This window comes from Victivallis vadensis, assembly GCF_003096415.1.
GTDB lineage: Bacteria > Verrucomicrobiota > Lentisphaeria > Victivallales > Victivallaceae > Victivallis > Victivallis vadensis.
In genome coordinates this window covers 1-22303 of record NZ_QEKH01000017.1, presented here as the reverse complement: position 1 = coordinate 22303, position 22303 = coordinate 1, and the positions used below count along the sequence as shown (strand labels likewise).

General features: G+C 62.2%; 13 protein-coding genes. 9 read left to right on the top strand and 4 right to left on the bottom strand.

Going from position 1 to position 22303, the window contains the following annotated elements:
* Positions 1-13: 13 nt before the first annotated feature.
* Genes C8D82_RS11085 through C8D82_RS11075 form a run of 3 tightly spaced genes read right to left on the bottom strand, consistent with a single transcriptional unit; the run spans position 14 to position 3071 of the window.
* Positions 14-1351, bottom strand: a complete 1338-nt coding sequence (locus C8D82_RS11085) for a hypothetical protein (RefSeq protein WP_116884355.1) — start codon at positions 1349-1351, stop codon at positions 14-16.
* A 20-nt stretch (positions 1352-1371) separates the two neighbouring features.
* On the bottom strand, positions 1372-2127 hold the full coding sequence (locus C8D82_RS11080) for a prepilin-type N-terminal cleavage/methylation domain-containing protein (RefSeq protein ID WP_116884354.1): 756 nt from the start codon (positions 2125-2127) through the stop codon (positions 1372-1374).
* Positions 2124-3071 carry a dihydrodipicolinate synthase family protein gene (locus tag C8D82_RS11075; RefSeq protein WP_116884353.1) on the bottom strand — a complete coding sequence of 316 codons (948 nt, stop codon included), beginning with the start codon at positions 3069-3071 and terminating at the stop codon, positions 2124-2126. The genes C8D82_RS11080 and C8D82_RS11075 overlap by 4 nt, the downstream gene beginning before the upstream one ends.
* A gap of 194 nt (positions 3072-3265) precedes the next feature.
* Here C8D82_RS11075 and C8D82_RS11070 point away from each other — a divergent pair, with 194 nt between their 5' ends.
* A complete protein-coding gene (locus C8D82_RS11070) occupies positions 3266-4165 on the top strand; it encodes a helix-turn-helix domain-containing protein (protein WP_116884352.1) in 900 nt (299 codons plus the stop codon).
* A 1-nt stretch (position 4166) separates the two neighbouring features.
* Here the strand turns inward: C8D82_RS11070 and C8D82_RS11065 are convergent, their stop codons facing one another.
* Positions 4167-5075 (bottom strand): helix-turn-helix domain-containing protein, encoded by a 909-nt coding sequence (locus tag C8D82_RS11065; RefSeq protein ID WP_165833022.1) that lies wholly within the window; start codon positions 5073-5075, stop codon positions 4167-4169.
* Between the two features lie 131 nt (positions 5076-5206).
* On the opposite strand from C8D82_RS11065, the gene C8D82_RS11060 reads away from it, so the two are divergent.
* The 8 genes from C8D82_RS11060 (at position 5207) to C8D82_RS11025 (ending at position 20468) form a co-directional block, all read left to right on the top strand.
* Complete coding sequence (locus C8D82_RS11060; protein WP_116884351.1) at positions 5207-6850, top strand: amylo-alpha-1,6-glucosidase; 1644 nt, start codon at positions 5207-5209, stop codon at positions 6848-6850.
* A 27-nt stretch (positions 6851-6877) separates the two neighbouring features.
* Positions 6878-7618, top strand: a complete 741-nt coding sequence (locus C8D82_RS11055) for a DUF1559 family PulG-like putative transporter (protein ID WP_116884350.1) — start codon at positions 6878-6880, stop codon at positions 7616-7618.
* Between the two features lie 12 nt (positions 7619-7630).
* On the top strand, positions 7631-11203 hold the full coding sequence (locus tag C8D82_RS11050) for a DOMON domain-containing protein (RefSeq protein WP_116884349.1): 3573 nt from the start codon (positions 7631-7633) through the stop codon (positions 11201-11203).
* Between the two features lie 147 nt (positions 11204-11350).
* Positions 11351-12166 carry a prepilin-type N-terminal cleavage/methylation domain-containing protein gene (locus C8D82_RS11045; protein ID WP_116884348.1) on the top strand — a complete coding sequence of 272 codons (816 nt, stop codon included), beginning with the start codon at positions 11351-11353 and terminating at the stop codon, positions 12164-12166.
* Between the two features lie 10 nt (positions 12167-12176).
* Positions 12177-12902 carry a LamG domain-containing protein gene (locus C8D82_RS11040; RefSeq protein ID WP_165833021.1) on the top strand — a complete coding sequence of 242 codons (726 nt, stop codon included), beginning with the start codon at positions 12177-12179 and terminating at the stop codon, positions 12900-12902.
* Positions 12899-17146: a sugar-binding domain-containing protein gene (locus C8D82_RS11035; RefSeq protein WP_116884346.1), complete on the top strand. Its 4248-nt coding sequence runs from the start codon at positions 12899-12901 to the stop codon at positions 17144-17146. Before C8D82_RS11040 ends, C8D82_RS11035 begins: the two co-directional genes overlap by 4 nt.
* A gap of 106 nt (positions 17147-17252) precedes the next feature.
* Positions 17253-18101: an AraC family transcriptional regulator gene (locus C8D82_RS11030; protein ID WP_165833020.1), complete on the top strand. Its 849-nt coding sequence runs from the start codon at positions 17253-17255 to the stop codon at positions 18099-18101.
* 105 nt (positions 18102-18206) lie between these two features.
* Positions 18207-20468 carry a glycoside hydrolase family 31 protein gene (locus C8D82_RS11025; RefSeq protein ID WP_165833019.1) on the top strand — a complete coding sequence of 754 codons (2262 nt, stop codon included), beginning with the start codon at positions 18207-18209 and terminating at the stop codon, positions 20466-20468.
* Positions 20469-22303: the final 1835 nt, after the last annotated feature.

Below are 22303 nucleotides of genomic sequence, written 5' to 3'. Positions count from 1 at the left end.
TTTATTTTTTCGGTCAAAGCGATTCGAGGTCGATGGTGGTCAGGCCGATCTCCTGTTTGGCGATGCTGTAGACGATCCAGAGTTTGCGCCCGACGATCATGCTGCGGAAATAAGCCGGGCCGGAGGGCCTGTTCAGTTTGCCGATCCCTTTTCGGGCGCGCATCCGGACACCGCGGACGAACCGGGCGGTATCGAATGTCCGCCCGTCCGACGACAGGAGGAGATACATGTTGCGGCGGTAATCATAGTTCGCAATCAGATAGGCGCGGCCGTCCGGCAGATTGCCGGCGGAAGGCATTGCTTCCCCGGGAATGTCGGTCGGTTCGGCGGGCGGATAACAGTCGCCGGGTTTCTTTTTGGCCGCCGCGTAGTAGAAACCGGGATTTTTCAGATTGTCGCGGATCACCACCGTGGAACCGTCGGGACGCCGGTATTCGGCATAATGCGCAAGTCCGTTATGGCCGTCGGCCGCGATGTGCAGCGCTCCGTCCGGACAGCGCGGGGGAAGGGTACGCGTGACAAGAGCCGGACGGGTTTCCGCCGGAGATTTCAGGTCGGCCTGAAAATCGGCAGGGGCGTTGTTCAGCAGCGGCAGGCGGTTCCATTCCGGCAGCGATACGAGCTTTTTCAGGCGGCCTTTTGTCACTTCCTGCTGCTCCGGCAGGCGTTTGTCGATATATCCGGGAGTATCGGGGACAAGACGGTTCCCCTCGATTTTCCAGCGCTGCCGGTAGTTCAGGAAAGTCCAGACAATCTCATGCACGAAACCGGCTTCCCGGTCAAATTCGTCGCGCCAGTGCTCCGCGGAAGCCGAAGGCGGAAGGCCGTGGTGGCAATTCAAGCTGATGCTGAGGTCATCCGTGACGCCGTGAATTGCCAGAAGGCGGCCGATGGTGTAGAGTCTGCCGTTGTGAAGCTCCAGGCCGCCGTGGCTGAAATATTCATCTATTTTTTCCGGGTCGAACTTCCAGGAGCGGCGGCGCACCGGCAGCGGCGCGGGGGCAAGGCTTGTGTATTGCAGGGAATCCGTATTCAGCGGTTCGCCCGTTTCCGGATTGAATTGCACGACCGTGCCGACGATGGTCTGGCCCGGTCCGTTCTCATCGCCGGGATGGTTGGTCCATTCGACTACGATCCGGTCGCCGACACGGAGCATTTTCGGGTCGTGGTTCGCCCAGCCGATTGTGGGAGAGACTTCCGGCGCCGCGATTTTGTAATGGCGGGTGCCCGGTTGGGCGGGCAGCCCGATGTTCGGAGCGGCGGCATCGATGTTCTGAGGAATTTTCATCTCAACCGGAGCGGCGGCGCAGGTGGTCAGCATTGCGGCGGCGAATATGGAAAATCGATACATCTTCTGGTTCTCCCGGTTGCTTATTGGAAGGAGGGGCTTAAAGTTTGCGGCGCGCCTGAGGCGGTGATACATTTTTCGACGCCGTTCGGCATCTGGGCGAGGCCGTCTCTGGTGTAATCCGATACATGGCCGTCGTAATGGGCGGCGTTCGCACGGCCGGCATGCCACAGTTTTGCGGCTCCATCCGCTCCGCTGGTTGCCGGGCCGATGTAGGAAGAGCTCACCCGGGCGCCGTTGGAAACGGTGAAATCGTATCCGGAGTCGATCAGTTCGATCGTGGCGCTCGGCCGTTTCAGTTTGCTGAACAGGACATAGGAGTATTTGGTTTTGGAACCGTATGAGCCTCCGCTGTTTCCCGGACCGCACAGTTCGATGCGCTTTTGCAGGTTCGCACTGTCGCCCTCCCAGTATACGAAGTAGCCGTATCCGGTCAGGCCGGAGCCGGTCGCCGTCAGGTCCGTCACCGGACAGGTGAGCAGTTTCCAGTCCAGATACTGGGTCCCTATGACCGCATCTTCATATCGGCCGCACAGGGAGTGTCCCCACAGCCGTTTCCCGCTGGCGATTTTCTTGGCATAGTATACGGCGGGAAGGATTTCACGGTTGTCGTTCCGGTACATGGTGGCGCTCATTGAGCACTGCTTCAGGTTGTTCTTGCATGTCACCGCACGGGCTTTATCCCGCGCCTGATTCAGGGCAGGCAACAGGATTCCGGCCAGAATTGCTATGATCGCTATTACGACGAGCAGCTCAATAAGGGTGAAAATTCGTTTCATTTCTGTCCTCCCTGTGTGAATAGATTGTAACCGGATTGCTTCCAGAGTTCGACGAAGCGGCCGAAGTCGCGGATCTGTTCAAGCTCCTCGGCGGTGAAGCCGGGGCGCGGCGTGCGGCAGAAATCGGTGAGCGGAAGCCCCTGCTGTTTCAGGTACTCCTTCGCTCCGCGCGGATAGTGGAACTCCACGTTGCGTCCGAGCGTGTTGAAGACGATCTGCATGCGGTCCGCCCGCGCCGGATCGGTTTCGAGGAGCTGCATGAACTCGGCCAGCGCGTCGGGAAAGAAGTTTGCGGCGATGCCGCTGAATCCGGCGCAGCCGTCCCGCAGCGAATCGGCCAGAGTGGTCAGGTTCGCGTTGTAGATTTTCAGTCCGGTTCCGGCGACGGCGGCGCTCTTGGCGCGGAGCTGTTCCCGGTCGCAGCAGGTGTCTTTCAGGAACCGGAAGCGCGGGCAGTCGCGGGCCAGGCGGCCGAGCTGCCCGGCGGAGAGCAGCCGTTTGTACGGCACCGGACACTCATACAGGCCGAAAAGAATGTCGGGCGTTTTTTCCGCTATGGCATAAAGCCCGTCCGCGACCTGCTGTAGCGTACATTCCGGCGGGAAGAGCACCGACAGCGGCAGCACCACGGCGTCCACTCCGGCGTCGGCCGTCTCCCGGATCGACCGGAGCCGTTCCGCTTCAGTGTCGCCGAAGCCGCCGCAGGCGACCACCGGCACGGCTCCGCCGGTCCGTTTCACGGTCAGCCGGGCGAGTTCGAGCCGTTCCCCGGCGGTCAGGTCGAACATCTCGCTGCTGAGGCAGACCGTGAAGATCCCGTCAACCCGGTTGGCGAGATACCAGTCGATCAATGCTTCGCAGCCGCGCCGGTCGAGCTGTCCCGAAGCGGTGAAGGGAGTCGGCATCACCGGCCAGACTCCGTACTTTTTCAGGGAATTCATCATATTCGCTCCTTTGGGTTTCCGCTTATATTATGAATCAGGCGGCGGGGAAAAGCAAGAGCGGAAGTTAGACAAAAAATCCTTCCGATTTTGCAATTCGTATTCATAAATGCAGGATAATGGAAAAATATGGAATTTTTTAAAATTTTATCGTAAAATCAATTGCTTTTCGTCATAACCGGATTCTGTTATACGGTATGGAAAATTCACAGAAAAACAGAATCCGGGAACTGGCGCAGCTGCTGGAGTCCTGCCCGCCGGTGCAGTTCCCGCCTCCGGACGGCCTGCCGGGAGAGCCGGGCGGCATCCTGATCCAGCGCCGTTGCGCCGAGGTGAAGATCAATCCCGGCGGCAGCGACCGGCTCAAACTGTTTCACAGACGCTTCGTGCTGACGGCGGCGCTGGAGCGGGAAGGGCTGGTCTGCGTGAATGACCTGACGTTCCCGGTTGCGCCGGATTATGCGTCGCTGGTCTATCCGTTTCAGTATCACCACTATGTGGTGGACCAGAGCGATTTTTTCTGGATGGTGGTGACTTTCGAGCTGGAACGGATGTTCTACCCGGAAACGCTTTACCATTGCAGCGTGAAAATGACGCCTGTCACCTACGGGCTGCTCGCCCGGATGGTGGAACTCTATCTGGAATACGGCGGCGGCGACCCGCGCGTGCGCCGCTATTTGAACTGCCTGCTGGCGGAGCTGGACGCCGAACCGTGCCGGATCGACGCCGGAACCCACGCTCCGGCTTCCGACCGCCGGGTGCGGCTTTTCGAGGAGGTCAACGGCTACATCTGTCTGCATCTGGCCGAACCGGAGCTGTCGGTGGAGGAGATCGCCCGGAAGCACGGGGTTTCCAAGTCGTATCTGTACAGCGTATTTGAAAAGATGGTCGGCTGCCATCCGGCGGAGTATATCCGGCAGCTGCGCCTGCAGCAGGCGTACCGGCTGCTGAAGTCGGGCCGGTGGCTGTTGTCGGAGGTGGCGGGGCAGTGCGGTTTTTCTTCGCTTTCGGTGTTCAGCCGCTGTTTCCGGAATGTAACCGGGGTGCCGCCGAGCGAATATCTGCGCAGCGAAAGAGGCCGTACCTCCGCCGAATGAATCAGTCGTAATATTGGCGCCGGCGGCGGAAGGCGGTGGGGGATTCGCCGGTGTGTCTGTGGAACTCGGTCGAGAAATAGAGGGCGTTCGGATAGCCGACCTGATAGGCGATGCTTTTGATCGGCTGCTCGGTCAGGCGGAGCAGCCGCATCGCGGTTTCCATGCGGCGGTGGATCAGGAAGTTGATCGGGGTTTCGCCGAGGTGCTTGCGGAAAAGGCGGTGCAGTGTGGCCGGGCTGAGCCGGAATTCCGCCGCGATCCGTTCGATGGTGTGGGGGCGGTCGAGATGCGCGTCAAGGTAGCGCAGGATTTTCTGGAGGATTTCCGGGTGGTCGTGCTGCTTGTAATCCTCGGCCAGCATCAGCAGGATTTCAAAGGAGAGCAGCGCGCTGCGGCGCTGCCGGTCTTCGGCGCTGCCGTCGAGGATTTCACGGGCGCGGTCGAACAGCGCGTCGAGGGCGGCGGGATCGGAGGGCGTCATCACGTCGGCCCGGTCGAGCCCGAGCGAGGTGAGCAATGGGCCGAGCAGCGGGCCGGCGATCGCGAAGGTGCGCTTGAAGGCGTAGTCGCAGTCGCAGCATTCGATCTCCGAATCGTCGCCGAGCCGGACCAGGAAGAGTTCGCCGGGCTGCACCGTGTAGCTCTGCCGGTTCTGGGTGAAGCGCAGCGTGCCCTGTTTCATATATTCGATCGCGAAGGTGTCGGAGCGTTCGCGGAAACGGTAGCAGCCGCGCCGCCACTCGTCGTCGCCCGCGAAGTCGATCCGGATCGGCCAGTTTTCCAGCAGCGGCGTGGAGTGGTCGAACAGAAAGTGGTGCAGCGGGTATTTCCCGACATTGATGCCGCCAAGACGGCTGTATTCGCTGTCCTTGATCATCCGGCTGCATTTGCGGCGGTTTTCCTGCGTCATTCCGGCCTCGCTTTCATGATCCTGTATATCATTGACAGGATATCTGATATATTTTGTGAAAAATCCCTTGTTTTGAAAGTTTTTTGCTTCCATAATATATATCGGAAACTCAATCGCAACAAGGTGGCCCGATGGATAATTTTTCGATTTTGAATGTGTGGGGCGGCGGGCAGTTGCTGGCCTTTTCCGCATTTGACGGCACGACGGATTACGGGAACGGACTGGTGCTGCGCACTGTGGCGGGCTGCACTGCCTTCGAAGTGAAGCTGCCGAGGGAGGGGGGCGCGGTGGTGGTCGACACCGAGCCGCCTCTGCACTGCATGACGGCGGGCGACCGGTTCGTGCTGGAAACCCGTTCGGGGATCACCCGCGGCGCGCTGGCGGATGCGCACCATCTGCTGATCGACGGGCCGTGCCGGGTGCTCGGGTTGAACGGCGTGGTGCGTGTGGCGCGCAAGGGCGGCCGGACGCTGCTCGGCGTGCGGGAGTTCTTCCGCACCGAACTCCTGGACGCGGATTTCGATGCGGTTTTCGCGGCGCGGGAACGGTGGCTCGCCGCGCTGAAGCTGCCCATGAACCTGCCGGAGCGGAGCCGTCTGGCGCTGCTGAAAGCCTGTTCCCAGTTGAAAACCCAGCTCAACTCCGCCGAGGGGCGGATCAGGCACCGCTGGACCACGCCGGACCGCTGGCCTCACCGTCACATGTGGCTGTGGGATTCGGTGTTCCACGCCGCCGGGCTGCGGTGGCTGGACCGGCGGGCGGCGCGCGAAAGCCTCGAAGCGGTGTTCGACGCCCAGCATGAGGATGGTTTCATCCCGCATTTCACTTCACCGCTGGAGGCGAGCGAGGTCACCCAGCCGCCGATCCTCGCTTTCGGCATGAAGCTGCTGGACGAGCTGGAACGGGATGACGAATGGCTGCGGAGCCATTACCGGAAAAACGCCGCCTACCTCAAGTGGATCTTCGCCCACCGCGACACCGACGGCGGCGGGCTGGTCGAGTGGAAGATCGAGGGTTACGCTCACTGCCGCTGCGGCGAGAGCGGGATGGACAACTCCTCGCGGTTCGACGCCACGGTGGAGCTGGACGCCTGCGACTTCAACGCCTATCTGGCGCAGGATTGCGAAATCATGGCGGAGTTCGCGGAACGCCTCGGGTTTCCGGCGGAGGCAGCTTTCTGGGAAGGGAGCCGGCAGCGGCTGAATATGCTGATGAACGAGCGGCTGTGGGATGCGGAAAACGGCCTGTACGTCGATTACGACGTGGTGAACCATACCCGGTCGAAGATCCAGAGTTCGGCGGGATTCCTGCCGCTGCTTTCGGGGGCGCCGACGCCGGCGATGGCGAAGCGGCTGGTGGCGACGCTGAAGGATCCGGAACGGTTCGCGACGCCGTTTGCGGTGCCGTCGATCAGCCGCAGCCAGCCGGAGTTCTACAGCAAGGATATGTGGCGCGGCCCGGTCTGGATCAATATCAACTACCTGATCGCACGAGGGCTGGAGCGGTACGGCTTCCGGGAGGAAGCGGAAACGCTGATCGGCTCCACGATGGCGGAGCTGGAGAAGTTCTATTTCAAGTACGGTACATTTTTCGAGTTCTACGACGACCGCTGTGAGTGCGATCCTCCGGAACTGTTGCGCAAGAACGCCTGCGATGCCGATTTGAGTCCGTACCATCAGGCGTTTATGGATTACGGATGGAGCGCCGCGCTTTATATCGATATGGTGTATGAAAGGGCAGGGGGCAAGGCTGTTCAGGCCGCGCACGCTTGCTGAACTGCAGTCAGGAAAGGGGACGGAACGATGAGGAAGAATCGGAATTTTACGCTTATTGAGCTGCTCGTGGTGATCGCGATCATCGCGATTCTGGCGGGAATGCTGCTGCCCGCACTGAACAAGGCGCGGGAGAAGGCGCGCAACACCCAGTGCCTGAACAATCTGAAACAGCTCGGCATTACATTGTTTTCGTATGAGGGGATGTACGACGTGAGGCCGTTCGCGGAGAATCTCAATCTGGCGGACGGAGTGGCGGAGGCTCCCAACTCCAACAAGAAATGGTACGGGCTGCTGTGGCTGGCCAACCTGCTGCCGATTTCGGGAAATACGACCTATCAGGGGGCGGACGGGCGCAATTGCAAGCTGCTGCTCTGCCCTTCGGCGAACGAGGCGACCGAACGCACCTATGCGATGAACTGCGGTTTCGGCAAGCAGTACGACATTCCCGATACCGGCTACTACCGGCAGTGGGCGGCGCAGAGCATCAAAACCGGATCGATCCGACAGCCGAGCATCCGGGTGAACCTGATCGACGGCGGGCGGGACCTGGAGTCGGGGAGCAATTCCAACACTTATACCTGCAACTACAATGTGCATATCCGGTATGTGCATGGAGGCGGCATGTCGATGTATGTGACCGAAAGCAATTCCGCGACCGCGCCGCGCCAGATGGTGGCGAATATCCTGTTTCTGGACGGGCGCGCCGCGCCGATGAGCCTGGGGGAACTGGAGCAGGACCGCAGCCGCTATTTCGGCTGGATCAAGTAGGGGAGAAGGAAGATGAAATATTGCAAGGGATTGCCGGCGGCGATGCTGCTGCTGGCCGGGATGGCCGCAGCGGCTTTCACGCCGGATTGGAGCGGATGCCGCCTGGAGCGGAATGTGAAAAGCGGTTCCGTCGCGGTGCGCGGCGAACGGCTGGCCGGAATGATCTCCGTGAAACCGGCGGAGGCGGCGGAACTGCTGAAAACGGCGGTGGAGCAGGGGCATCTGGTGATCGACACGCGGGCGTTGCGGGAGAAATTCCCGAAAGCCGAGGTGATCTTCCGCGCCCACGGTCTGCCGTTCGAGCCGTCGCTGCGGCTCAGGAATATGGAGCTGACGCTGGAGGCCGGAGCGGAACCGGGCGGAGTGCCGGCGACGCTCTACTTCGAGGGGAATCAGGGCGAAGCGAAGAAGCACTACTGGAAAGCGAAGCAGTTCGCGCTCTCCGGCGGCGGGGAAACGCTCGCCTTTGAACAGATATTGCCGGAGGATTTGAATGAACTGCATTTGCGGTTCGACCTGCCGGGCGCGGGGATTTACCGGATCGGCAAGGCCGGTTTTGCTCCGGTTAGGGAGGCGGCGGCCGATCCCGCCGCGAATTGGCTGACCAACGGCGGCGCAGAGCTGGGCTGGTTCAACGTCGGGGTGTTCAGCGGCAAAGCCGGGGCGATGGCGGACGACGGCAGGATTCACGACGGTTACGGCAAGGTGTACAATCGCGCGATGGCGGCGGCGGTGGACGGAGAGGTGAAACGCTCCGGGCGGAACTCCTTCCGGCTGGAGACGGCGCCGGATGCGGACGGATTTTTCTGTTACAACTCGGTGCCGTTCCGGACGAACGGGCCCGTGTCGTTTTCGGTGTGGCTGAGAGCGGACAAGCCGAAAACCCGGGTTTCGCTCGGACTCCATCTGGCCTCCGGCATCGCCTACGGGCGCGACGTGACGGTGGGGACCGACTGGAAGCGGTACGACCTTTCCGTGCCGCAGTGGGGTGCGAAAGCTCCCGGCGTTTACGTGTACGGCGATGTGGTCAACGGCTACGGCGCGATCTTCCATCAGGTCACGCCCCGGCTGGTGCCGCAGCCCGGTTCGACGGTCTGGGCGGACGATGCGGCCTACCACCTCGGTCCGGCGCGGGACGCGGCCTGTCCGGCGATCACCGTGGAGGGCAAATTGAATCAGCCGAAAGGCTACAGTTTCGCCGGGGAGCCGGTCGAGGCGGAGTTCACGATCACCGCGCCGGGGAAAAGCGAAGTGCCGGTCCGCTGGGAGCTGGCGGACTTCCGGGGCCGCCGGATCGCGGCGGCCGGGCCGGAAAACGTGAGGCTTGATGCGGCGGGGCGCTGGAAATGCAAATACACGCTGCCGCTGCCGGAGGAGTTCCGGGGAAGCTATAACTGGAATTTTACGATCGGCGACGTGAAGTACAACTTCCAGTCCGGCGTGATCGACCGCCCCGGCCCGCAGCTGACCCGGCTCGGCATCAACTACGATTCGCGGCAGAACGCCGAAACCGCGATCGCGATGCTGAAGGATTTCCGGTTCGGTGCGGTGCGGATGTGGTCCGATTTCCGCAGGCTGCCGACTCACGGCTTCCGCGATGTGCCTTATTTCCACCGGAACAACTTCCGCGTGATGATGTGCGTCGGGATGCTCGGCGCGGATGTGCCGCAGTTCCTCGCCCCGAACGACTGGAGCGAGTGGAAGGCGCTGCTGAAACAGGCCGCCGCCGGTTCCAGAGGCATGATCGACAGCTATGAAATCTTCAACGAGAGCAACATCTGGGGCGGGCGCACCCGCGTCGCCGATCCGGCGAAGCACCGGGAGATGACCCCCGAAGCCAACGCCGAGGCGATCCGGGCGGCGGCGGAGGTGCTGCGCGAGGCCGATCCCGCCGCGAAGGTGGCCGGGCCTGCCTCCTGCCACACCGATATTCCGTGGACCGACAATGTGCTTGCGAAGGGAGCCGCCGACGCGCTTTCGATCATCACCGAACACCCCTACCGGGCGCTGCCGGAGCTGCCGGATTACGCGGACGATCTCGTGACGCTGCGCAAGCTGGCCGACCGCCGCCGTCCGGGATTGTCGCTGGTCGCGTCGGAGGCCGGGGAGCGCGGCGTGGCGCTGCCCGCCGGTGAGCTGATCGGCGACTGGGAGCGGAGCCGCGCCGCCTACAATACCAGGATGATGCTGATCGCATTCGCGCACGGCGTCGAGGAGTTCCACCACTTCAGCATGGATCAGAGCGCCTGCGGCACCGGCTGGTCGATGATCCTGATGGGAAATCCGGCGACCGGCGATCTGGCGCGTCCGGCTCCGGTGATGTTCGCGCTGCGCAACGCGGCGGACCGGCTGGAAAAGGCGGTCCCGGCGGGACGGGTGCGGCTGGGCAGCGATTACCGCTGCTACATTTTCGACCGCGGCGACCGCCGGGTGGCGGCGTTGTGGAAGTGGAACGGCAAGCCGGTTGCGGCGGCGCTGCCGGAACAGGCTGTTGGAAAAGTTGCCGTATTTGACTTCATGGGCACCCGTCTTGCCGGCGGCCGGCTGGGGCTGGACGAGTATCCGGTCTATCTGGAAACCGCCGCTTCCGCCGACGAGTTGAAAAACTGGATCGGCAAGCTGGACCTCGGAGCGGTGCGGCAGCTTGAGGCGGCGTTGGAGGTGACCGGGAGCGATGCGTTCCGCATCCGGCTTTTCAACGGTTCCAACCGCCCGGTGGCGGGAACCGTGAAAGTGTTGACCGGCGGATTGGTGCAGGGAAAGGGCGAAGCGGCTTTCCCGGCGATTCCGGCGGAGGAGAGCCGGGCGGTCGAATTCCGGACCGTCGCCGGGATCGCTCCGGCGGACCGGCCGTTTGAGGTGGAGGTGACCCCGGAGGGCGGTTCGCCCCGGAAGTTCGGCTTCAACCTGAAGTCGATTCTGGTGCCGAAGCTGGCGAAGGCTCCGATGATTGACGGCAATCTGGACGACTGGCCGCAGGCCGCTCCGGTCCGGCTCACCTCCGCGCAGGCGGTGAAGCTCGCGCCGTGGACGCCGCAGGAGGACCGGATCGACGCCGGGCTGCGCTTCGGCTGGGACGACGATTTTCTCTACCTCGCCGTAGAGGTCGGCAAGGCCGGTGTGGTGGAAAATCCGGTCGGCCCCTCCGGGCTGTGGGGCGGGGATTCGCTGCAGATCGCCTTTGATCCGCTGCGCAATGCGACGAAGGAGCTGCAGGGATATCAGGATGACGACTACGAGTTCGCCGCCGGATTGTGGCAGGGCAGGCCGGTGGTCTATATGCACCGCGCCGCCGCTGCGCTCTACGACAGCGTGGACAAACAGCTCGGCGTGGTTCCGGCGGTGAAATCGGCGATCCGCGTGGAAAACGGCAGAACGGTGTACGAACTGGCGTTTCCGAGGCTGCTGGTCAGCCCGTTCCGGCTGCAGGCGGGTTCGGCGATGCGGTTCAGCGTGCTGGTGAATGTGAACAACGGCAAAGGCCGGGCCGGCTGGCTGGAACTGACGCCCGGCATCGGTCAGACTCCGAAGCTGCCGGGGAATTTCATCGACCTGATCCTGCTGCCGGAAACAAAAGATAGATAAACTTTTTATCAGGGTACTTGATATTGCAGGTGTTTCGCATAATGTACAGTATGTTGTGTAAATTTTGCTTGTTTCTCATTTTTCAGTCTCCTTTTTGGGTGATTTTTTTATACTGGAAAGCTCCCGTGACCGAACATACTGTACATTATGCGGCCACGGGATTTACGAAATTTTACCCTTATTGAGCTGCTCGTGGTGATCGCGATCATCGCGATTCTGGCGGGAATGCTGTTGCCCGCGTTGAATCAGGCGCGGGATAAGGCCAAAAGCGGCGGGTGCATGAGTAATTTCAAACAGATCGGGACATTGGTGGCGCTTTATACGGGAGACCATGCCGGATACGTACCGGCGGTGACGTTCAAGGCTCCCGGTGCGCAGGATACGTCGGATTTCAGCGTGCCGTTCTGGAAGCTGGCGGAGGCCGGATATTACGATATGAAAAAGTTGGAACAGAAAACCGAAAAGACCATCTTTTTCTGTCCCGCCACCGGTTCGGAAAAGGCGGCGATTCAGGACCCCGCCAACTGGCGGGGCGAAGCCTACACCGAAAACGAACGCGGCAAATGGGTGTTCGGCAGCTATGGAGTGGCGGGCTTTGTCTTTGGCGGAAGTATCGCTTCGGAATTGAGCGATGTCAGCGGCAAGGCCGGAAGCGTCGCGAAGATCGAGCAGTATATGGAGCCTTCGTTGAAGGTGGCTTTCTGCGATTCTTTGATGAGTTATGACGGAAGAACGTGCAACGGCAGGATGGGGAATATCGCGTTTGCATGGTGGGGAAGGAGCGACTGGCTGACCGGCAACGGCGTGCCGCGCATGTCCACCCGCCACGGCGACCGGTTTAACGTGCTGTTTCTGGACGGTCACGCGGGGAGCGTGCCGCGCTTCGGCAGCACGGACGATGAGATGAAGCGGATGTTTCCGCCGGCGGTCAGGAACAACAACGGCTATCAGGCTTTGAAGTAGAGAGATGAAAATGAACAGTTGGAAACGGTATTGCGCCGCCGTGCTGGCGGCAGTTGGCGTGACGGCCTGCGCGGGAATCGCGGACGGTCTGATCCTGTACGCGCCGATGGACGGTTCCACCGAGGCGGCCGCCGCGAACGGCAGACCGGTGCGCGCGGAGAAGTTGAAGTTCATCGACGGCAGGTTCGGCAAAGCGGTACGGCTGGAGGGCGGCGCGAAGCTGGCCTATCCGGCGAAGGATCAGTTCGATTTCGAGCGCGGCACGGTCGCGATGTGGATCAGGCGGGACCGGCCGTGGAGCGAACAGCGTTCGTGGCGCATTTTCAAGGCCGCCGCCGGAAAGGAGTGGAATGAAAACGCGTTCTATATCGGCGGCACCCGCTGGGATGAATTGTGCGTATCGCAGCACGACCGCGACAAAAAGCGCAATCTGGTGCTCTCCCCGAATAAGATACCGTATCCGGCAGGGGAATGGCAGCATCTGGCCGTGACCTGGAACGGACCGGAGATCCGGGTCTATATGAACGGGGAGGAGATCTCTTACAAGACCCCCTCCAACCCGATGCGCGAGCGGCCCGAAGGCACGCCGCACCGGCTCGAAATCGGCAGCGAGAGCAGTGACAAGGAGGTGCTGGCCGGGGAGATCGACGAGCTGCGCATCTACAACCGGGCGCTGCCGCCGGAGGAGGTGAAAGTGTTGTTCAACCATGTGCCGCAAACCGGGGAGGCGAAATGAAAAGGATTTCCGCACTGCTGGCCGCGCTGCTGTCGGCCGTCGCCGGGGCGGCTCCGCTGCCTTATGACAAACCGTCGCCGCCTGATCTGGCCGGAAACTTCCGGGTGGGCAACGACTTCAACACCAACCTTTATCTGAACGGCATCTGGGAGATCGCGCCGACTTTTAAAATTCAGAAAGAGATGCCGGCGGAATCCGAATTTTATCCGGTTCCGGTTCCGTCGTCGTGGATGTTCGCGGCGGATTTCCCGATCGCGTCGCCCCGGTTCAAACGGGGCAGCTGGGGCGGGGCGTGCACCTATGACGGGAAGAATCTGCAGGAGTTCGAGGGGGCGTGGTATCGGCGGAAATTCATCGCTCCGGAAGTGCCGCCGGGCCGGGAGCTGCTGCTGGCGGTGGACCGGGTCACGATCGGCGGAGTGGTCTATCTGAACGGAGAAAAGCTCGGCGTCTGCATGGAGCGCCGTCCCGGCCTCTGGAACATCACGGACAAGGTGAAAAGGGGCGCGGTCAACCAACTTGTGATCCGGGTCGATGCGGCGATCAGCGGCGAGGAGAAGATGTTCCTCGGGGCGGAGATGACCGCGAATGTGAAACAGAAAGCGACGCTGCGCGGCATTACGCAGGACGTGCGGCTGGTGATCCGTCCCGCGGGGCTCCGGGTGGACGACCTCTTTATGAAAACCAGCGTGCGCCGGGGCGAAATCACCTTTCAACTGCGTGTCGCGAATCCGCAAAAGCTCACCGGCGACGCCGGGGCGCGGTTCGTGGTCCGGCCGTATGAACGGGAAGCGGCGGTGAAACAGTTTCCGGCCCGGCTGAAGCTCACCGGCGAGGAGGTGCAGGAGTTCAGCTTCACCTGTCCGTGGCGCGACGCGCATCTGTGGGAGACCGACGATCCGTATCTGTACCAGGCGGAGGCGGTGTTGGACCGCGACGGCGGAACGGTGGAACACTCGCTGCCGCGCCGGTTCGGCTTCCGCGAAGTCTGGATCGACGGGCGCGAGATGATGCTGAACGGCAAGCCCTTCCGGCTGATCACGCTGCCGGCGGCCAACCGCGACGCATTCGTGACTTCCGCGAAGAACCACCTGCTGCCGGTGCTGAATCTGTACCGCAAGGCGGGGTTCAACACGCTGATGATCTCCAACGAATACGCATGGCGGGTCGGCGGCTGCGCGCAGTTCTACGACGACCTGTTCGACGAGGCCGACCGGACCGGCTGGCTGGTGGCGCTGCCGCTGGGCCGGGTTTACGACATCAACTGGAACTCCGCGCCGCAGCGCGCCGAGTGGCTGCGCATGAACCGCGAACTGATGGAGCGTTACCGCAATTCGCCGTCGCTGGTTTTCTGGTCGATGAACTTCAATCTGCTCGGCTATCCGTGGGATCTGAATCCCTATGCGTGGGGCAGCGACTTCAAACCGGCGGATTCGGTCAGCGACCTCGGGCGCAAGCGGCGCGAGGCGGGGGAGTCCGAGGCGCTGATCCGGGGAATCGACGATTCGCGGATCATCTATCACCACGCCGGGGGCAACTACGGCAGCATGATCACCTCCAACTTCTACATCTCGTGGCCGCCGCTTCAGGAGCGCGCCGACTATCCGGAGCCGTGGTCGAAACACGGAGTGAGGCCGTTCAACGCGGTCGAACTCGGCTTCCCGACCCAGATGGATTATTCGCGCTGCCGCGACGGCAGCTGGATGACCATGGGCGGCGCCGAGCCGATGGAGGCGGAGTACTGCGCCCCCTACCTCGGCCGCGACGCCTACCGGCTGCAGGAGAACCGCTATCTGAAACTGATCGACTCCAATGCGACCGACAAGGTCGAGAGCAACTGCGACTTCTACAACTCCTACCAGCCCTACTGGTGGAACTACAATCTCTACGAACACGCGCCGGTCAGCCTGGTGCAGCAGCTGGTCAGTCCCGCCTATATCCGGGTGTGGCGCGCCTACGGGGTGAACGGCTTCTGCCCGTGGGTGGACGAGCGCGACCTGTGCGGCGTCGGCTTTGAATACTGGAAGCACGGCGTGAAGTCGGATTTCCGGTATCACGACTGGTCCCGGCCCGGCGCGAAGCCGCTCGGCAACTACCGGTCGCCGTCCCAGCACGAGCTGTGCGGCACCGGCAGGGCGTATGAGCGCAGCTTCCGGCCGGTGCTGGTCTGGGCGGGCGGCAGCCGCGCCGAAGGGTTTTCGAGCCGGACCCATGCGTTCTACTCCGGCGAAACGGTGGAAAAGCAGATCGTCGCGGTCAACGATTCGCGCCGCGATCTGAAGCTCACCGTGAATTGGACGCTCGGCGGCAGATCCGGTTCGGTGCCGGTCGAAGTCGCGGCGGGGCGGCGGGCGTTCGTGCCTTTTACGCTGACCATGCCGCAGGTGGAGAAGCGCACGGAGCTGGTGCTGAAGCTGTCGGTTTCCGGCGTCGATCCGAAGCGGCTCGACGTGCAGGATTTTCCGCTGCAGGTGTTTCCTCCTGACCGGATAAAGCCGGGAAAACCGGTGGTGCTGTTCGATCCCGTCGGGGAAACCCGGCAGGCGTTTGAAAAGCTCGGCATCCCCTTTGTGAAGGGTGACGCCGATGCGGCGGGAACCATCGTGATCGGGCGCGGTTCTCTGGCGAAGCTGCCGTATGCGACGCTCGCGAAGCTGCTCGATCAGGTGCGCGCCGGGGCGGCGCTGGTGGTGATGGCGCAGCCGGATCTGTCGCCTTTCGGGCTGCGGGTGCAGCCGCGCGGCGTGCGGCGGATGTTTCCGGTCGGAAGCCCGGAGTTGCTGGCGGGGCTGGAACCGGTGGATTTCACCGACTGGCGGGGCGGCTACTCCTTTCTGGAACCCGATCCGAAGTACAGCGAAGCCACGGCGGGCGAATACCCGGAGGAGCCGTTCCGGCGCGGCAACCGCGGTTCGATCGCGTCGCTGATGCTGGAGAAACCGCACACCGGCGGTTTCCGCCACTGGCTCGAAGGGGAGTTCGACCTGAACTACGCATTTCTCACCGAACTTGCGGAGGGCAGGGGGCATATCCTCTTTTGCCAGCTCGACCTCGCCGGGCGTGCCGGCAGCGATCCGGTCGCGACGGAGCTGCTGCGCCGGCTGGCGGCGTGGAACCCGGCTCCGGGACGCGATGCGCAACCGGTGCGGGCGATCGGCGCGGGGGCCGCGAAACTGGCCGCCCGGCTGAATGTCAAAACCGCTCCGCTGGGGGCGTTGACGCTCGCGGAGGCGTCGGCGCTGGACCGGGAGGGCCTCGACGCGCTGGTGAAACAAGCGGAACAGGGCGGCACGGTATTTCTGCTCGGCCCGCTGCCGGAAACGCTGAAGCTCGGCAAGGTCACGGTCACGGCGGAGGCCGCCGAAGTGTACCGTACGGAGCCTTCCGCCGAATTGGAGCGGCGTGCCGGAACCGGCTGGTCCGACCTTTTCGTGAAGGCGTTGCTCACCGAACCTCTGGTGCGGGAGTCGGCGGGAGTAAAGCTGCTGGCGAAGCCGGGGCTGCTGGCCGAAGTGCCGTGCGGCAACGGGAAATTCGTGCTGGTCGCGGTGAACCCGGAGCGGTTTCGGGATTCCCGGTTGAGTCCCGAGCGGACCACCCGCGCGGCGGTCCGGCTGGGGCGCGCGGTCGCGCAACTGCTGGCGGCGGAGGGGGCGGCGTTCATGACCGTTTCCGAAAAAGCGGCCTCCGGCGGTGCGTTGGCGCCGGTGAAGCTGCCGGGCGAGTGGAAGTTCAGCACCGACCCGGAAAACCGGGGCTTCTTCCGGGGCTGGGAGAAGCCCGGCTTCGACGATTCGCAGTGGCGTTCGATCAAAGTGCCGGGCTACTGGGAGAATCAGGGCGTGACCGCCCCGAATCCGGCCTTCCCGCAGGCGAAGCTGCCCTACGACGGCTACGCGTGGTATCGCTGCGGCGTGGTGATCCCGGAGAGCTTCCGTGGGAAGAAGCTGTTTTTGAACCTCGGCGTGGTCGACGATATGGACAAGGCGTTCGTGAACGGCCGCGAAGTCGGCATGACCGGCAACGACGTGAAGGAGTACTGGGCGGTGAAACGCTCCTATCCGATCCCGCCGGAAGCGGTGAGGTTCGGTGAGGTGAACTCCATCGCCGTGAAGGTGTACGACAACTTCCAGTACGGCGGCATCGTCGGGCCGTCGCCGGAGATCGTCGCGCGCAGCGGCGACAGCTTCCCGTACACCGACGCCCACCGCCCGTTCAACCCCTACCGGCTGAAACGGTGGTGACGCGCTGAAAGATCGCGCCCGGTGTCGCAGGATTCCGGGCGCGTTTTTATTTTTTTCTCTTGCATTGATGCTGAAACACGGTTATACTACGGCAAAGGAGACGACAATGGGAAGCCGCATTCAGAATCACCGCAACGGCATTGTGACGCTCGCGCCGCACCTGCTGCCGGAGCGGCGGCCGCTGGCCGAACTGCCGACCCACCGCCACGAGGGGGAGTTTGAATGGTTCTTCTGCGCCGAGGGCGGCGGCGTGCAGGCGGTCGGCAACTGGCGCGAACCGGTGCGGCCGGGGCAACTGCTGCTGATTCCGCCCGGCGAGCCGCATGTGTTCGCGGCTGATCCCGCCTGCGGCTGCCGCTGTGAAGTGTTGATGATGCCCTACGGATTCCCGGAAGGGGAGGGGGCGGCCGCGGCGGAGGCGCGGCTGCTGCTCGGCTTCTGGCGCAAGCGGGTGTTGGAGCGCGGCTTCATCGCCGGGCTGCCGGAGGAGGCGGCCCGGCGGGGCGGCGAATTGATGCGGCGGATCCGGCGCTGGTCGGAGCGTCCCGCATTCGGCGGCACGCTGCGCACCCACGCGGCGCTGCTGGAACTGCTTGCGCTCGCATTCGAGCTGGACGACCCGCCCCGCTACCGCCTCGGCACGGCGACGCCGGAGCATGACGCGGCGATCGAAACGGTGCTCTACTTTCTGGACAACCACTTTTCGCGGCGGATCTCCGTGGCGGAGGCGGCGCAACTGGCCGGGATGAGCCGCAGCGTATTCCACCGCCGGTTCACCCGCGAAACCGGGATGAGCTTCTGCGTCTATCTGAACCGGCTGCGGCTGCGCGCGGCAGAGACGCTGATCGCGGACGGCGCATCGGCGGAAAACGCGGCGGCGCGGTGCGGATTTTTCAGCCGCAGCAACTTTTTCGACCAGCGCCGCCGCTATGGCGAGGAGTGCGGAAAAGGGTGAGCAAAAATCGGACTATTTGAGACGATTCCGGACTGGTGCTTGCTTTTTTCAAGGTTGTTTGCTATAATTTCAGAAATGAAACGCAACAATACAGGAGGTATATCCATGAGTGCTCCCGCCGTTTTTCACGTCACAGCCGACGGACTGGAAATCGAAGTGCAGTTCTTTTCGCCGGAGATCGTCCGCATCCTGAAATATCCCGCCGGGAACGCCGTGGAAAAGCGGAGTTTCGCGGTGGTGATGCAGCCGGAGCCGTGCCGGTTCGCGCTGAAAGAGGCGGAGGGCCGCTGGCTGCTGACGGGCGATGCGCTGCAGCTGGAGATCGCGCAGGCGGACGGCCGCGTCCGGTTCCTGACCCCGGAGGGCGGATTGCTGCTGGCCGAAAAGGAGGCCGGCACGGTGTTCACGCCGGAATGCTACGCGGGGGAGCGGACCAGCCGCGTCCGGCAGGCGTTCCGGCTTGACGGCGGCGAGGCGATCTACGGGCTCGGCCAGCACCAGACCGGCCGGATGAACCAGCGCGGCCAGCGGCTGCTGCTGTCGCAGATCAATATGGAGATCGCGATTCCGTTTTTCCTGTCGCTGAAGGGGTACGGCGTCTACTGGGACAACGCCTCCCCGACGGTGTTCACCGATTCGGCCCGGGAGACGGCGTTCGACTCCGAACTCGGCGAATGCGCCGACTACTACTTCCTCGGCGGCGGCTCCGGCGACCGGGTGGTCGCGAATATGCGCCGGCTGACCGGCAAGGCGCCGATGCCTCCGTTGTGGACGCTCGGCTACTGCCAGAGCAAGGAACGTTACGCGAGCCAGTACGAGCTGGTCGCGGCGGTGGAGAAGTACCGGGAGCTGGGCGTGCCGCTCGACTGCATCATCCAGGACTGGCAGTACTGGGGCAACACCCCGGAATTGTGGAATTCGATGGAGTTCCTGAATCCGGCGTTCCCGGCGCCGGAAAAGGCGGTGGAGCGGATTCACGAGCTCAATGCGCACGTGCTGATCTCGGTCTGGCCGGACTTCGGCACGGAAACCGTGCCGTACCGGGAGATGAAGGAGCGGAATTTCCTGCTGGGCTTCGGGGCGAACATGTCCAGGAACGGCCGCAACTACGATGCGTGGAATCCAGATGCGCGCGAACTTTTCTGGAAGCTGCTGGAGCGGCATCTGTGCAAGGCGGGCGTGGACGGCTGGTGGCTGGACGCCTCCGAGCCGGAGCAGCCGTTCCCGTACACCCAGAATATGTGGCCGACGCCCGATGTGTTCGACACGCCGACTTCGGCGGGATCGCTCCGGCGGGTGCGCAACTCCTACCCGCTGGTGCACGTCGAGGGGGTGGCGCGGCGCCAGAAGGCGGCGGACGCCTCGAAGCGCGTGACGATCCTGACCCGTTCCGCATTCGCCGGCCAGCAGCGCACCGGCGCGTTCTGCTGGTCGGGCGACGTCGATTCGAGCTGGCAGGCGTTGCGCGCGCAGATTCCGGCGGGGCTGAATCTCTCGATGTGCGGCATCCCGTACTGGAACACCGACATCGGCGGCTTTTTTGCGGACCGGGAGTTCCGGGGCGGCGTGGCGGAACCGGGGTTCCGCGAGCTGTACGTGCGCTGGATGCAGTTCGGCATGTTCACGCCGATGATGCGTTCGCACGGCACGTTTTCGCCGCGTGAAATCTGGCAGTTCGGAAAGCGCGGCGACTGGGCGTTCGACGCGATCGAAGCGTGCATCCGCTTCCGCTACCGGCTGCTGCCGTACCTCTACTCGACCGCGTGGGAGGTCGCGAAGCTGGACGGTTCCTTCCTGCGCCCGGCGGCGCTGGACGATCCGGCGCTGGCCGGCGTCGGCGACGAATTCCGGTTCGGGCGGGCGCTGCTGGTTGCGCCGGTGGTGGAGCCGATGTATGTGAAAGAGGGCGTAACCGACTTCAGCCGGACCGGAAGCCGCCGGGTGAAACTGCCCGCCGGGAAGTGGTTCGACTTCCATACGGAGGAGCCGGTCGCGGGCGAAGTGGAACGCCCCGCGCCGATCGATCTTGTGCCGCTGTACGTGAAGGCCGGTTCGATCCTGCCGCTCGGCCCGGAGGTGCAGTTCTCCACTGAAAAGCCGTGGGACGACCTCGAACTGCGGATTTATCCCGGCGCTGACGGGGAATTTATTCTGTATGAGGATGCGTTCGACGGCTACGGGTACGAGCATGGCGAGCACTCCGAAATCCGTTTCCGCTGGAACGACGCGGCCCGCACCCTGACCGTGGAGGACCGTTGCGGCAGCTATCCGGGGATGTTGGAACAGCGGCGGTTCCGCGTCCGTCCGGTCGGAGGAACGGAACAGGCCGTCACCTACGGCGGCGAGGCCCTGGCCGTCATGTTCTGAAAAGCGGGGAGAGGTTACTGTTTCGCGGAAATGCGGATGTCGGGTTGCAGAATTCTGGCAGTTCGGAAAGTCTTTGATGTGAGTCGGTTAAGTGTTGAGTAATACACGCCGTGTACAAGTTTCCTGAATGGGGATTTCGCTCCTCTCGGAGCGACCAAGGCGCTTCGCCCTTGGAACCAGACCGGCAAGGTGCCGGTGCCGAATACTTGAGATCCGGGAAAGGCGTTTCGCCTTTCCCTCCGGGTGGGGGAGCCCTGATGGAGACAGGCATGGTTGTACAGGAGCGGCACACCGCTCCGGTCGGCGCAGAGCCGATTTTTTTATCGGCTCTAGGCACTCCCTGCGCCTGCTGCCGCCGGAGGTCACGCGCGGAACCTCCAGATGCTGACCGGATGATGTGAAATTACACTCATGGAGGCTGAACTCTCTTCTGCCTTTTCATACAGGCAAGGTTCAGTAAGGCTCGTACTCCAAGATGCTTGCCTGTGGGTTGGCAACTGCATTGTTGTCTGATCTCGCCTTGCCTATCCCATAGTACAGGCAAGGTTCAGTAAGGCTCGTACTCAAAGATATGCTTGCCTGTGATATGGCAATTGTATTGTTGCCTGAACTCGCTTTACGTATATCGGCAGATAAATTCTTATCAGCCTCCATCAGGGTATCTTTCTATTACCCGGTCAGCATCTGGAGGTTCCGCGCGTGACCTCCGGCGGCAGCAGGCGCAGGGAGTGCCTAGAGCCGATAAAAAAATCGGCTCTGCGCCGACCGGAGCGGTGTGCCGCTCAGGTACTCGCCTGCCTGTCCACAGTAGAGCCTCCCCCACCCGGAGGGAAAGGCGAAACGCCTTTCCCGGCTCTGAAGTATTCGGCACCGGCACCTTGCCGGTCTGGTTCCAAGGGCGAAGCGCCTTGGTCGCCAAAGGCGAAATCCCAAAAACTTGCACACGGCGTAAATTTTGTTTTTTTGCATAGATGAACTGAAAAAAATAGTGAAATAAACTTGCAAAATCGCAGAAGATAAAGTATAGTGGTGTTAAAAAATAACATGATCTATTGAACCTGTTTTATATTCAGACTATATTTATGCAGGAATCTGGTTTATTAGCGGCAAATAGTCCAATAGCTCTATGCGTTGAGTGCCGGTGCTTTTCGGAGCAATGGCACATCCGCCGCGAGTTTTCCGGTATGGAATTTTCCATACCGGCTTTGCGCGTATCTTTGCATGAGTTTTGCCGCGTCACGGTCCCGATGATTGCTGGCGAAGCCGTTTCCGTGGCGGTGGACGTCGCCGGGGATGCTTGCCGTTTCATGGGGATGGTGAAAAAAGAGGTACAGACAGTCTGCATTTCAATTGCCTCCCTGTTCCACCGCGTTTCGGGAAATTTCCGGCAATTGTGCTTTCATAGGGAGAACGGGCGGTTCCGCTCTTGGCCGCGGAAATGGACTCCTTGCCGACAGGAGCGCAGACTGCGTCTATGAAACATCTTCATCGGATCGATCAACAATGGAACAGCAAAGAATGCAGGGCCGTTTCCGGGAACGGAAATCGGGCCGGGCATTCTTTGTTGATTTTTTCAGACATAAAATATAACTTCATTCAACTTTTGAAACAAAAGGGAGAACAGAAACATGGCTGTAACATTCGATGAAGCAACCAAGTCTTACACCAATGGCGTCACCACGCTTGAGCTGAAGAACGGCGCTTACGAGATCGGTACGCTTGAACAGCTCAAACTCTTCCCCTGAATCCGTGAAATTTTGTCCATGTGTTTTTCATGCGGATTCAAACGTTGTTTTTTGCCAGATTTTCCGGCGTTTTCTGTTCTGATTTTTGTC

What these genes read in the sequence shown, in the direction of transcription:
- C8D82_RS11085 (WP_116884355.1), bottom strand. Translation starts at nt 1,351, where the DNA reads ATGTATCGATTTTCCATATTCGCCGCCGCAATGCTGACCACCTGCGCC.
- C8D82_RS11080 (WP_116884354.1), bottom strand. Translation starts at nt 2,127, where the DNA reads ATGAAACGAATTTTCACCCTTATTGAGCTGCTCGTCGTAATAGCGATC.
- C8D82_RS11075 (WP_116884353.1), bottom strand. Translation starts at nt 3,071, where the DNA reads ATGATGAATTCCCTGAAAAAGTACGGAGTCTGGCCGGTGATGCCGACT.
- C8D82_RS11070 (WP_116884352.1), top strand. Translation starts at nt 3,266, where the DNA reads ATGGAAAATTCACAGAAAAACAGAATCCGGGAACTGGCGCAGCTGCTG.
- C8D82_RS11065 (WP_165833022.1), bottom strand. Translation starts at nt 5,075, where the DNA reads ATGACGCAGGAAAACCGCCGCAAATGCAGCCGGATGATCAAGGACAGC.
- C8D82_RS11060 (WP_116884351.1), top strand. Translation starts at nt 5,207, where the DNA reads ATGGATAATTTTTCGATTTTGAATGTGTGGGGCGGCGGGCAGTTGCTG.
- C8D82_RS11055 (WP_116884350.1), top strand. Translation starts at nt 6,878, where the DNA reads ATGAGGAAGAATCGGAATTTTACGCTTATTGAGCTGCTCGTGGTGATC.
- C8D82_RS11050 (WP_116884349.1), top strand. Translation starts at nt 7,631, where the DNA reads ATGAAATATTGCAAGGGATTGCCGGCGGCGATGCTGCTGCTGGCCGGG.
- C8D82_RS11045 (WP_116884348.1), top strand. Translation starts at nt 11,351, where the DNA reads ATGCGGCCACGGGATTTACGAAATTTTACCCTTATTGAGCTGCTCGTG.
- C8D82_RS11040 (WP_165833021.1), top strand. Translation starts at nt 12,177, where the DNA reads ATGAACAGTTGGAAACGGTATTGCGCCGCCGTGCTGGCGGCAGTTGGC.
- C8D82_RS11035 (WP_116884346.1), top strand. Translation starts at nt 12,899, where the DNA reads ATGAAAAGGATTTCCGCACTGCTGGCCGCGCTGCTGTCGGCCGTCGCC.
- C8D82_RS11030 (WP_165833020.1), top strand. Translation starts at nt 17,253, where the DNA reads ATGGGAAGCCGCATTCAGAATCACCGCAACGGCATTGTGACGCTCGCG.
- C8D82_RS11025 (WP_165833019.1), top strand. Translation starts at nt 18,207, where the DNA reads ATGAGTGCTCCCGCCGTTTTTCACGTCACAGCCGACGGACTGGAAATC.